A 12,461-nucleotide genomic window follows, 5' to 3' on the forward strand; every position below is an offset into this window, starting at 1 on the left:
AAAATGTCGTTGCCAGAGATTGCAAAACTTGGACACGTAGCACTTGTCACACCAGATCTTGAAAAATCACTATGGTTCTTCAGGGATGTAATAGGATTGGAAGTAACAGAAGAAGTAAATGGAACCTATTATCTACGGGCATGGGGAGACTTTGAACATCACACCCTTTCGTTAACGGCAGGAGACCGCGGCTATGTTGATCATATTGCATGGAGAACCAAGCGTCCTGAAGATGTCGAAGGTTTTGCTAAACTGCTCAAAAAAGCAGGGACAGAAGTCAAATGGATTGAAGCAGGTGAAGAAACAGGGCATGGAAGGGCGATCCGTTTTAAATTGCCAAGCCTGCATTCTTTTGAAATCTATTACGATGTGGAAAAACCGAAAGCAGATGAAAAAAGACGGTCGGTTTTGAAAAATCAAACCTACAAAGCATGGGCACGCGGCTGCTCCCCAAGGAGATTTGACCATGTAAATATTGCCACTTCTATGGATGTTGGGGAAATACTTGATTACTTAGGAAAGCAATTAGGCTTTAAACTGCGTGAGTATGTGAAGTATCAAAATGAAAAAATTGTTGCCGGCTGGATGAGTGTGACTCCTCTAGTTCATGATATTGCAGTCATTACACGTCCACAGGCAAAAACACCAAACCAGCTCCACCATATTTCTTACTGGTTAGACAATGCTCAAGATATTCTAAGAGCTGCAGATATATTGAAAGAAAACGGAATCCATTTTATCGGACCGGGAAAGCATGGCGTTTCCCAAGCATTTTATCTTTATGTGATCGATCCGGGAAGCGGCTGCCGTGTTGAATTGTTCAGCGGATCCTACTTAATCTTAGAACCAGACTGGGAGCCTGTTGAATGGACCGAGGAAGATCACTCGATCGGCAACACCTATTGGGGCGATTCTGTGATGGATAAGGAAATGAATAAACCAACCATTGAAGCTTAAAATAATGTGCTGACTCAACACCACCAAATTGAGTCAGCTTATTTAAAAAGAAAGGAAGAGGTCTGTGACTGACATTAGAAAGTATGAAACAGACATTGTGGTCGTTGGAGCAGGAAATGCTGCGATGTGTGCTGCTATTTCCGCACGTGAAAATGGCGCATCAGTCATGGTATTAGAAAAGGCACCAGAAGCAGAAAAAGGTGGAAACAGCACTTACACACATGGTTCAATCCGGTTTGCCTATGACGGCAATAATGATTTAAAACAAATCATGCCTGACCTAACAGCGGAAGATTTTGCAATCACAGACTTCGGATCCTACACGGAAGAGGAATTCTTTCATGATATGTGCCGTATGACAGAATACCGTACCGATCCAGAGCTCGCGTCACTCCTAACCGGTAATAGTTTTGAAACGATGAAATGGCTTGTGTCCCATAAGGTGAGATTTGTGCCTATTTATGGGCGCCAAGCCTTTAAAGTGGATGGTAAATTCAAATTTTGGGGCGGAATGATTGCCGAATCGGTCGGTGGCGGTCCAGGTTTAGTCGACTCACTGCATGAGGAAGCAGCAAGACTAGGTGTGCACGTATTATTCGATGCCATGGCAACCGAACTGATTCATGATGACGATGGGGTTCATGGAGTTATTTTTAAACATAATAGAAAGACGACAGAAGTCCGTGCCAAAGCAGTGATCTTAGCTTCTGGGGGCTTTCATGCCAATCCAGAAATGCGGACCCGTTATTTAGGTCCGAAATGGGATTTAGCTCATGCTAGAGGCAGCCGTTATAACACGGGTGAGGGGATTCAAATGGCATTAAATATTGGTGCGATTGCCTGTGGAAACTGGTCAGGATGCCACTCGGTAGGCGGAGACCGTTACCTGCCGGAATTCACAGAAGGCTTTCAAAGGCTAAGCTATCCATTTGGCATTATCGTAAACTCAGAGGGCAAACGGTTTGTTGATGAAGGAGCAGACTTTCGAAACTATACGTATGCAAAATACGGCAAGCTGATTCTTGAACAGCCTGGCCAATTTGCCTGGCAGATATTCGATCAAAAGGTGTCCGGTCTATTACGGGAAGAATATCGAGGCAAACAGGTAACTAAAGTGAAGGCAAAAACATTGAAAGAATTGGCAGAGAAACTTGAAGGTGTTGATAATGAAGAATTTTTACGGACGGTAAAGGAATACAATGAGGCTGTCACTAAAAATATCCCCTTCAACCCGAATGAAAAAGATGGACGGTGTACAGAAGGATTAGCGGTCAAGAAATCTAACTGGGCCAATACCTTGGATGAAGGCCCATTCGAAGCATATGCCGTTACATGTGGGATTACTTTTACCTTTGGAGGCTTAAAAACGAATACAAAGGCTGAAGTACAAGACGTGCTGTATCAGCCCATTCCAGGATTGTACGCTGCAGGAGAACTCGTTGGCGGATTATTCTATTTTAACTATCCTGGAGGTGCCGGCTTAATGGCAGGCTCTGTTTTTGGAAAAATTGCTGGTGAAAATGCTTCACGATATAGCCATCAAGTAAAAGAAAAAAAGGAGATTCTATAAAAGGGGTGCTAAAAATGGTAAGCAATATATTGGATGAAAACAAAGCCGAGTTGAGCTTGTTATTAAAAGGGGCCGAAAAGGTTGGGAAAATTGCAGAATCGGAAGCGCTAGAAGCAGATCAAAACAAAACAGTTTCAAAAAATGTCATTGATGCGATGAAAGAGGCTCGATTATCCAAGTTGTTACTGCCGAAAAAATACGGAGAGCCTCAAGTAAATTTAAGAGAGTATTCCCAGATTATCCGCACCGTTGGAAAATATAATACCTCTGCTGCTTGGTTAACCTTTCTTTATTCCATTCATAATAGTTTGGTAGCTTTTATGACGAAAGAGGGAGCAGAAGAAGTGATGAATCAGGGCGGATTAATCGCAGATATTTTTGCTCCAATCGGAAAAGTAGAAAAAGATGGTGATGGTTTTCGAATCACTGGTAAGTATAGTTTTGTAAGCGGTATTTTATATAGTGACTGGGTGTCCCTTGCAGTGAAATTGAAGTTGGATAGTGAGGAGCCTGAACTATGCATGCTGACATTACCAATATCAGTTGTACAAATAGTCGAGAATTGGGATACCTTAGGACTTAGAGGTACGGGAAGCAATCAGGTAATTGTTGATAATGTTTATGTGCCCAAACATCACCTCATACGGCTTACGCATGCGGATCGTACTGGCAGACCACCACAGGGTTATGATAAAGACTATCCACTATATGATGTTCCATTTTTCTCTTCCTTTTGTGTTGGTTTCCCAATGGTAGCGCTGGGTGGTGCGGAGCGTTTACTTCAGGAATTTAAGAACCGAACAGAAAATCGGGTACGTATGGGAGGGAATTCCGCGAAAGATTCCCGGCATCAAGGCGTATTGGCTGAATTAACGATTAAATATTACGAATCAGAAGGTCTTTTAGATAAATATATTACTTTATTGGAAAACTATGAAATGGGAAAAGAAGATAAACGTGGTGAATTCGCTGCGATAAGATCAAAAATTACGAAGAACGTAACTGACATTGCTGTGAAAGTGTTATTGACACTTGGCGGATTCTCAATGTTTAAAGGAGATCCGATTGAAATGTTCGTACGCGATCTTTTAGCAGTGTGTACACATCGATCCAATCTTTACGAAGACTCGGTTGAAGCATTTGGAAAAACACAATTTGGCTTTGATGTATCGATTAATGGGTAATAGAATCCGGCAGGAAAATAATATTACGATTGAAGCATAAATGGATTAAAGGAGGCAGCTGTATGGAAACGATTTATTTGAATCCCGGAAATCTGCCATACTGGCAGCACAAGGCAAAACAGAGTGTCATGGCGCTTGGATTTTTCGATGGCATTCATAAAGGACACATTGAAGTAATTCAGACAGCTCTTCAGATAGCCAAAGAAAAAAATTTACCCTTAACTGTTATGAGTTTCTTTCCACATCCAAAAACAGTGTTATCGAATGGAAAAACAAAGGTAGATTATTTGATGCCGCTTTCAGATAAAGAGAAACTTTTTTGCGAATTTGGTGTCGATACCTTTTATATAGTTGAATTCGATCGGAAATTCTCGTCGTTGTCACCAGAAATGTTTGCCGCTAAATACCTAATCAATTTCGGTGTAGTCCATGCAGTTGCAGGTTTTGATTATACTTATGGCTTTCGCGGCGCGGGGAATATGGAAAGATTGAAAAGTGATTCAGGAGGAATCCTCGAAGTAACGAAAGTTAATAAAGTTGAATGCTGCGGGGAGAAAATTAGTTCAACCTGCATCCGTGAAAAATTGTCAAATGGGCATGTTGAAGATTTACCTGCCTTTTTAGGCCGACCCTATAGGATTAGCTGCACATGGGATGGCGGCGCTTTAAAGGTTAAGCCTTACAATACATTACCTGCTCCCGGGAGATATGCTGTTACGTTAGATGAAGGATATCAATCACAGGAAATGGAAGTGATTGTTACGGGAGAAAAAGAACTGATTCCGCTTCCAATTATTTCGGATAAAGTCACAAAAAGTGATGCAGATGTGTTTATTACTTGGAACCAACGGATCTTAGAAGATGTGAAAGATTCAATCAATGAAAATAAGTGGATCCACTCTTCAAAATTCAGTTTCGTTTAGAGCGGTTGAAAATAATAGAATGACAAATCAATTTTTTTATAAAAGGGGACTGTAAGTGGTGTATACGACAAATGAGTTCCAAAAGCTAATTAGAGAATCAGGTTCCTTTATCTTGCCTGGGGCTTATGATGCTATGACTGCTAGATTAATAGAAGAAATTGGCTTTAATGCGATTTACGCCACGGGCGCTGGAATATCTAATGCCCAATTAGGATGGGCCGATGTTGGCCTGACTTCCTTAAAAGAAGTGGTAGATATCGTTGCACGAATGGCAGATGTCACGACGATTCCGATTGTAGTGGATGGTGATACAGGATTTGGCAATGCCATAAATGTAATGCGCACCGTCCGCGAATTTGAACGGGCTGGAGTGGCAGCGATTCAAATGGAAGACCAAGTTTCACCAAAGAAATGTGGTCATTTTAATGGAAAAGATGTGGTTTCCAAAGGTGAAATGGTGGGAAAAATCAAAGCTGCAGTGGACACGAGACATGACGAAAATCTAGCCATCATCGCTCGCACAGATGCCTTAGCTGTTAATGGTATGGAAGATGCTTTAGACCGAGCACATGCCTATAAAGAGGCTGGAGCCGATATTATTTTTGTGGAAGCACCTACAACTATTGAACAATTGAAGCAAATTACTAGTTCTTTAAAAGGGATTCCCCAAGTTATTAACCTTGTAGAAGGCGGCAAAACCCCGCTCATTTCTTTAAACGAAGCTGAAGAAATCGGTTTTAAAATCATGCTTTGTGCGAATACCGTTCTTCGTTCAGCAATCAAAGGAATCACTGATTCATTAAAAATTTTAAAAGCAGAGGGTTCACAAGAAAATGTCTACAATTTGATCTGTACGTGGGAAGAAAGACAATCACTCTTTAAGCTCAATCAGATCACTGCATGGGAGGAAAAGTACTCAGAAAATAAAACACTGCCAAATAGGTAAATAACTTTAGAGGAGGATACTGATATGGGTAGAGAAGTAGATTATGACATTGTTGTAATTGGCTGCGGGGTAGCTGGAACCTCAGCTGCACTATCTGCGGCGGAATCAGCCAAAAAAGCAAATAAAAGCGTTAAAATCGCTATCTTAGAACGGGCTGATTATGACCATAGAGGCGGAAATTCAAGATGGACCGCCTCCTATATGCGGATGAAAAATCTCGATGAGGTTGCTGACAATTTTGTAGAAGACATGCTGGCTTTCTCAGACTACTATTCTGATCGAGAGTACATAGAAACTCTCGCCAAGGACGCTGGCAGCACCTTAAGGTGGGTAGAGGAAAAAGGAGTTGAATTCGACTACCTGCCAACGATGTTTTTAACGGCATCACGGCCGCGTTTACTGCCAGTAGGCGGGGGGCGTGCGATTGTTGATACTTTATCCCGCCGTGCAAGCGGACTTGGTGTAGAGATAATTTACGAAGCTACTGCATGGAAATTGTTGCTTGACGAAGAAGGGGCAGTTAATGGGCTTAATGTGCGTGTTAAAGGTGGAACATCACTTCAATTAAAGGTAGGAGCTGTTGTTCTAGCTGCCGGCGGCTTCCAAGGAAACCAGGAAATGATGGCACAATATATTGGCAGAGATGCCCATAAAATCCGGACCGTTGCGGAGGGCGGCTTATACAACAAGGGTGAAGCGATTCGGATGGCAATGGAGATTGGTGCCAAAACGGCTGGCCAGTTTGATTCCTTCCATGCCGAGCCGGTTGATCCAAGAAGTAAACGGGAAGAGGCTGCTGTTATGACATTCCCTTATTTTATTTTGGTCGATCAAAATGGCAGTCGCTTCGTGGATGAGGGGAAAACGACGATTGACGAGCAATATGAAGAGGTTGCCCGTAAGATTTTCTACGATCTTCCTGGTCATGTAGCCTATATGATCGGCGATCAAAAAATGTATGAAATACCAAATTATGAACGGGCAGTGGAGACAGATAAACCTGCTATTGTTGCAGATACGCTTGAAGAACTGGCAGAAAAGATTGGCGTTCCAGCAGAGCGGCTGACTGCGACTGTTAATAAGTACAATGCTGCTGTTCAGCCTGGAGAATTCAAGTGGGATAAAAAGGACGGTAAACAGGCTGTTGGTATTACGCCGCCGAAATCAAACTGGGCGATTCCAATTGACAAGGCTCCGTATATTGCCTATCCAATTGTCTGCTCTAATGTATTCACAAATGGCGGATTAGCTACTGATACAAACGGGCGGGTCCTGTCACAAGACGATGATGCTATCCCGGGATTATATGCAATAGGGGAAACAGCTGGTCTCTATTACGGAAAATATCCCGGCGGAACTTCTGTACTTAGAGGGTTGGTATTTGGTCGTCGTGCCGGCACACATGCCGTATCATATGTAACGGATTCAGCGAAGCTTGAGGTTTAAACGGCAATCATAGTTTTCAAGGAAAGGGGTGGTCTATTTGGAATTAAAAGATAAGGTAGCCTTTGTTACGGGGGGCGGTAGAGGAATTGGCAGGGAAACCTGTATTCTATTGGCAAAGCAAGGAGCTAAAGTCGCTGTTTTTTCTAATAAACAAACGGAAAGTGAAGAAACAGCCAGCTATATTTCCACAGAACTTGGCGGGGAAGCCATCTCCCTCGTGGGAGATGTTCGCAAAGAAGACGATGTAAATAAGGCTGTCCAAGAAACACAAGAAGAATTGGGTTCGATCGATATCTTAATTAATAATGCCGGTGTGATGCTTCTGAAACCGTTTCATGAAACAACAGTGGAAGAGTGGGATTTTGTTCAAGAGGTAAATATTCGCGGGGTGTATTTATGTGCCCGGGCAGTAGTCCCGCAAATGAAAGAAAAAAGAGATGGAGTGATTATCAATCTTTCATCCATCTGGGGAACAAAAGGCGGCCCTGACAGAAGTGCTTATATTGCTTCAAAATATGCAGTAATTGGATTTTCAAAAGCCTTAGGTGAAGAATTGAAGCCCGACAAAATTCGAGTAAATGCCGTTTGCCCAGGTCCAGTAGATACGAAAATGATGGAAGAGCTTGCACCGGATGTGGATAAAGAAAATTGGCTGCAACCAATTGATCTTGCGAATGTAATTGTTGATTTATGTCTGCCGAAGATGAAAGCCGTCACGGGCACAGCGATTGAAGCATTTGGAAATGGACGACCAGTGAATCTATAACAAAATGAAAAGAGGATATAAAAATGGAAAAGTTAAAAGCAGCAATTGAATCTAAAAATATTAGTCTTTCATTAGCGCAAAAAATGTTGGAAGCAGCCTTGGTAAAGGGAGAAGAACTAGGAATGCCATTCAGCATTGCCATTGTCGACCGGGTGGGCAATATTAAAGCATTTGCTGCAATGGATGGTGCACCCGTGCTAAGTTTAGAGATTGCTCAAAACAAAGCATTTTCAGCAGCTACGTATAATAGAGCGACACATGAATGGTACGACAGACTCAAAGATGATCCGCCATTATTACATGGTATTGTCCACACACCTAGATTAGTCATTTTTGGCGGTGGTTACCCAATTAAAATCGATAACGAACTCATTGGCGGTGTAGGAGTAAGTGGTGGACACTATACTCATGATATGCAGGTATGCGAAGCGGCCTTAGAAGTGCTAAAGACATTAGAGTAAGAGGTGGAATACTGATGGAAACCTATGATTTAGTAATTTTAGGCGGCGGATTAGCAGGGATGTGTGCGTCAGTTGAGGCTGGTGAGTTAGGTGCACATGTTCTCCTGCTTGAGAAACAGGATGAACTTGGCGGCAGCACGGTGCTTAGTTCAGGATATATGGCCTTTGCTGGAACGGATATGCAGGAAGCGGCTGGGATTATTGATTCCACTGAGTCCCTTTTGGATGACATGATTGAAGTCGGCGGAGGCGTGAATGATCTTTCATTGGTCAATACCTATGGATGTTATCAGCTTGGGACCTATTCATGGCTTGTGGAACATGGCATTGAATTCCGTGCACTGGAGGCAGTAAGCGGCCACAGTGTTCCAAGGGGGCACATCATTGATCCACACCAAGCCATTCAGTCACTATATCGAAGGGTGAAGAATTTTCCAAACGTATCTATTCGTTTTTGTGCACCGGCCAAACGTTTATTGAAGAACAATGAAGGAAGAATCAATCGGATTGTATATGATTTTAATGGTGTGGAGCAGACAGTTCTAGCCTCAAAAGGAGTAATTCTAGCTTCTGGCGGTTTTGCAAAAAATGAGGATCTGCTGCAGCAATTTGCCCCCCAGTTGAAAGGAGCACTTCGGATTGCCGGTGGTGGCAATCATGGGGACGGTTTAATGATGGCTTGGGAGCATGGTGCCTGGATGCAAGACCTGCCATACCTGAATGGTACATACGGTTTCCATCCAACGGCAACAGGCGCGGTTAAATCACAGGGGCTTGCTTTTTACAAGGGTGGAATTATCGTGAATCAACTTGGAAAACGTTTTGTCAACGAATCGATTTCCTATAAGTTTTTGGGTAAAGCGGCATTCGAGCAGCCGGAGCAAATCAGCTATCAAGTTTGGGATCAAACGGTAATGGACAAGAGTGTGTTTGACGACCCGCTTTATGATTTTGAATTACTGCGCCGCCGCCGCCTTCTATATGTGGTTGATACATTAGAAGAATTGGCAGATTGCATAGATGTTCCTCTGGAAGTTCTAGAAGATACCATTTCAAGATACAACCAAGGGATTCAAAACGGAGAGGAACAAGACTTTGGCCGGAGGACATTAACACATAATTATGGTAAGCCGACTCCGATTGAAAAAGCACCTTTTTATGCATTTGAATCGACAGTTGCCATGCTGGCAACCTACGCCGGTATCGCTGTAAGTGCTGCGGGGCAGGTTATCAATCCTTATGGCGAGACAATCCCTGGTTTGTATGCGGCTGGTGAAATAACCGGTGGATTCCATGGTGCCGGATATATGACTGGCAGCTCGCTGGGGAAAGCTGCTGTCTTTGGGCGGATTGCCGTTCAATCTGCTTTAGTCGAGGTAATTATTTAACTGACCTAGTAAATTACTAAAAGGAGGCACATGAGATGAAAATCTGGCATCAAAGTCTTACCACGATTGATCGAGTGCCGCAATATCGTGATGCCATTATGAACCATGTAAACAGGATTGCCCGTCCTGACGTTGAGGTAGTATTACACGGAATGTCAGAAGAGACATATCCAACACATTATCCCGGCATTTTTATTACTCATGCCTATTTGCAAAACCTGCACCGCGAACAGTTTGTCCGGGCTGCTCTTACGGCTGAAGCGGCAGGCTATGATGCGATGTTCATCGCAACAATTCCCGATGTAGGTCTCTTAGAGGCACGAACTCTGGTGGATATTCCTATAGTAGGGTATGGGCAGGCCTCTTTCCATATGGCTTCTATGCTGGGTGACTGTATTGGCGTTGTTAATTTCTTGGCACCACTTGCAGACGAACTCCGACAAAATGCGGCTCGTTATGGCCTTGGCGGCAAACTTGGACCTATTGTTCAAACGGAAGCCGGGTTTGATGCAGTATTAGCCGGATTTAATAATCCAGAGCCTGTCATTGCCTCATTCAATAAGGCTGCTGAAAAGGCAATCTCCGAAGGGGCTGATGTAATTGTACCTGGAGAAGGCCCGATGAACGTCTTCCTCGCTACACATGGAGTTTCAAGAATTGGGGATGTGCCGATTGTCGATTCCTTTGGGGCGGGAATTAAAATGTGCGAGTCGCTGGCAGATTTGCGGAGAGTGTCCGGGGTGTATATGACCAGACGCGGCTATTTCAATGCAAAACCACCAGCTGAGGCAGTTGCGAGACTAAGAGAAATGTATGGACTTGAGCCGAATCCAGATCCCAAAAATGATCGAGGGCTGTCTGCCAGAATTCTGGAAAAATAATTCTTAGATTCGAAACTTTTTAGATTAAGATAAACATAGGACCGAGGTGAACCAGAAATGCATATTGTTGTTTGTCTAAAACATGTTCTTGACCCGGAAATCACGCCACGTAATTTTGAGATAAATCCCGTGACATATCGACCTAATGTCAGCGATTCCGATATGGTGCTGGATTCCTTCGCTGAAAATGCGCTTGAACTCGCCATTCAACTGCGGGATAAAACACCGGGTGCTACGGTAACAGCTCTTTGTCTGGGAAATGAGGACTCAGAGGAAATACTGCGCCGGGCTCTTGCGTTTACAGCCAATGCTGCTGTTCGAGTGTGGGAAGAAGAATGGGAAGATCTCGATGGTCAGGCAGTTGGTCATATCCTGGCTCGAACTATCAAGAAACTTGGCGGAGCTGAGCTAGTTTTGACCGGATATCAAGCAAGTGATATCGAGGAGGGCTTAGTTGGTCCTATAATGGCAGAAGAGCTTGAGATCCCCTGTGTAACTCTTGTCTCTGAGCTTGAATTAGATGGGGATCGTGTAAAGGCTTCATGTGAGGCGGAAGGCGGGTATAGCGTGGTAAGCGTTCCTTCCCCGGCTGTCTGTACTATTATCAGCGCTGAGTCAAATGTCCCGCGACTACTGAAGGTCAAGGATATTAGACTTGCTAGAAGTAAGCCGATTACAGTTTTAGAAAGTGAAGATCTTGATTTAGATAGTGAACGAAGTCAACCAGGAGCCAGACTGGTTAAAGCCTATGTGCAGAATACAGAAGTGAACTGTGAGGTATTGCCTGGCAATGATGGTGATGAACTTGCAGGCAAGCTGGCTGATAAACTCGTTGCACTGAAGATTTTATAGGGGGTGCCGACATGGCCAATATTCTTGTTTTTGCACATCAACAGGGTGATTTCTTAACACCGGGCGGCAAGGAGGCACTTGCATTTGGCTCCCGCGTTGCTAGTTCCATAGGTGGAGAGGTCCGTGCTGTCTTATTAGGTACCACTTCTGAACAAAGTGCCAAAGAGGCCATTGCTTGTGGAGCGAGCATTGCATATAATGTGCAAAATCCGCTACTCGCTGAATACAATGTAGAATTATACGTAAATTGTCTTTACGATGTATTCCAACAAACGAATGCCGATATGATGGTTGTTTCGTTTGATAGGATGGGGAAGGATTTGGTTGGCCGCCTGGCCGCACGCCTACACGTATCGGCCATTACGGAGGTAGTCGATTTCAAAACTAATGACGAAAAACTGACATGGATTCGCCCGATTTATGGTGAGAAAGCCTTTGGTGAATACGAAACAACCCGTCTTAAAGCGGTAGTGGGCATTCGCCAAAAGAGTCAGGATATAACTGAATTTACTGAGAATCACATCGGGGAAATCATTCCTTTTGAATATACTGTTTCAAAAGAGGAAATCGTGACGAAGCTCGTTGTGAAAATCCAGGCCGCCCTGTCAGATATCCGGCTTGAGGATGCCCGGATTATTGTTTCCGGCGGCCGCGGCCTTGGCGGTCCTGAGGGATTTAGTGAACTGCAAACCCTTGCCAATTTGCTTGGAGGTACTGTGGGTGCATCCCGTGCTGCCTGTGACGCCGGATGGGTTCCCTCTAACCTGCAGGTAGGGCAAACTGGTGCCGTTGTCGCTCCTGACCTATATATTGCCGTTGGTATCTCCGGGGCAAGTCAGCATCTGGCAGGCATTACAAGTGCAAAGACTGTTGTGGCAATTAACACTGATGCAGAGGCTCCAATTTTTAAGCGTGCTAACATTGGCTTAGTTGCTGATTACATGACAGTGATCCCAGCTCTAACGGAAAAACTGAAAAAAGTGCTTGTTTAAAAATACTATCCAAAGTACATTGTCAAAATGCAAGATGAAGAAACCCTAGAGATAATGGGTTTCTTTGTTTATTGCAACTTTATCAAAATTACAAT

General features: G+C 43.7%; 12 protein-coding genes. All 12 read left to right on the forward strand.

The features are described 5' to 3' along the window. Positions 1-3 precede the first annotated feature (3 nt). Positions 4-957 carry a VOC family protein gene (locus AA980_RS03075; protein WP_024028298.1) on the forward strand — a complete coding sequence of 318 codons (954 nt, stop codon included), beginning with the start codon at positions 4-6 and terminating at the stop codon, positions 955-957. Positions 958-1,021: 64 nt separating this feature from the next. Then, positions 1,022-2,527, forward strand: a complete 1,506-nt coding sequence (tcuA, locus tag AA980_RS03080) for an FAD-dependent tricarballylate dehydrogenase TcuA (RefSeq protein WP_024028299.1) — start codon at positions 1,022-1,024, stop codon at positions 2,525-2,527. A 14-nt stretch (positions 2,528-2,541) separates the two neighbouring features. Continuing rightward, positions 2,542-3,711, forward strand: a complete 1,170-nt coding sequence (locus AA980_RS03085) for an acyl-CoA dehydrogenase family protein (RefSeq protein ID WP_024028300.1) — start codon at positions 2,542-2,544, stop codon at positions 3,709-3,711. Positions 3,712-3,773: 62 nt separating this feature from the next. Continuing rightward, positions 3,774-4,634, forward strand: a complete 861-nt coding sequence (locus AA980_RS03090; RefSeq protein ID WP_024028301.1) for an FAD synthetase family protein — start codon at positions 3,774-3,776, stop codon at positions 4,632-4,634. A gap of 58 nt (positions 4,635-4,692) precedes the next feature. Continuing rightward, positions 4,693-5,580, forward strand: a complete 888-nt coding sequence (locus AA980_RS03095) for an isocitrate lyase/PEP mutase family protein (RefSeq protein WP_024028302.1) — start codon at positions 4,693-4,695, stop codon at positions 5,578-5,580. Between the two features lie 24 nt (positions 5,581-5,604). After that, positions 5,605-7,026, forward strand: coding sequence for an FAD-binding protein (locus AA980_RS03100; RefSeq protein ID WP_024028303.1), 1,422 nt, complete (start codon positions 5,605-5,607; stop codon positions 7,024-7,026). A gap of 28 nt (positions 7,027-7,054) precedes the next feature. Beyond that, positions 7,055-7,792: an SDR family NAD(P)-dependent oxidoreductase gene (locus tag AA980_RS03105; protein ID WP_235815145.1), complete on the forward strand. Its 738-nt coding sequence runs from the start codon at positions 7,055-7,057 to the stop codon at positions 7,790-7,792. A gap of 23 nt (positions 7,793-7,815) precedes the next feature. After that, positions 7,816-8,253 carry a GlcG/HbpS family heme-binding protein gene (locus AA980_RS03110; protein WP_024028305.1) on the forward strand — a complete coding sequence of 146 codons (438 nt, stop codon included), beginning with the start codon at positions 7,816-7,818 and terminating at the stop codon, positions 8,251-8,253. Positions 8,254-8,267: 14 nt separating this feature from the next. Then, complete coding sequence (locus tag AA980_RS03115; protein ID WP_024028306.1) at positions 8,268-9,641, forward strand: FAD-dependent oxidoreductase; 1,374 nt, start codon at positions 8,268-8,270, stop codon at positions 9,639-9,641. A gap of 35 nt (positions 9,642-9,676) precedes the next feature. After that, on the forward strand, positions 9,677-10,522 hold the full coding sequence (locus AA980_RS03120; protein ID WP_024028307.1) for an aspartate/glutamate racemase family protein: 846 nt from the start codon (positions 9,677-9,679) through the stop codon (positions 10,520-10,522). Positions 10,523-10,651: 129 nt separating this feature from the next. After that, entirely contained in the window at positions 10,652-11,374 is a 723-nt protein-coding gene (locus AA980_RS03125) for an electron transfer flavoprotein subunit beta/FixA family protein (RefSeq protein ID WP_160310239.1), read from the forward strand. An 11-nt stretch (positions 11,375-11,385) separates the two neighbouring features. After that, complete coding sequence (locus AA980_RS03130) at positions 11,386-12,366, forward strand: electron transfer flavoprotein subunit alpha/FixB family protein (RefSeq protein ID WP_024028309.1); 981 nt, start codon at positions 11,386-11,388, stop codon at positions 12,364-12,366. Positions 12,367-12,461 lie beyond the last annotated feature (95 nt).

It is taken from the genome of Neobacillus vireti (assembly GCF_001026695.1).
Lineage (GTDB): Bacteria > Bacillota > Bacilli > Bacillales > Cytobacillaceae > Neobacillus > Neobacillus vireti.

What these genes read in the sequence shown, in the direction of transcription:
- AA980_RS03085 (WP_024028300.1), top strand. Translation starts at nt 2,542, where the DNA reads ATGGTAAGCAATATATTGGATGAAAACAAAGCCGAGTTGAGCTTGTTA.
- AA980_RS03090 (WP_024028301.1), top strand. Translation starts at nt 3,774, where the DNA reads ATGGAAACGATTTATTTGAATCCCGGAAATCTGCCATACTGGCAGCAC.
- AA980_RS03100 (WP_024028303.1), top strand. Translation starts at nt 5,605, where the DNA reads ATGGGTAGAGAAGTAGATTATGACATTGTTGTAATTGGCTGCGGGGTA.
- AA980_RS03120 (WP_024028307.1), top strand. Translation starts at nt 9,677, where the DNA reads ATGAAAATCTGGCATCAAAGTCTTACCACGATTGATCGAGTGCCGCAA.
- AA980_RS03115 (WP_024028306.1), top strand. Translation starts at nt 8,268, where the DNA reads ATGGAAACCTATGATTTAGTAATTTTAGGCGGCGGATTAGCAGGGATG.
- AA980_RS03075 (WP_024028298.1), top strand. Translation starts at nt 4, where the DNA reads ATGTCGTTGCCAGAGATTGCAAAACTTGGACACGTAGCACTTGTCACA.
- AA980_RS03130 (WP_024028309.1), top strand. Translation starts at nt 11,386, where the DNA reads ATGGCCAATATTCTTGTTTTTGCACATCAACAGGGTGATTTCTTAACA.
- AA980_RS03110 (WP_024028305.1), top strand. Translation starts at nt 7,816, where the DNA reads ATGGAAAAGTTAAAAGCAGCAATTGAATCTAAAAATATTAGTCTTTCA.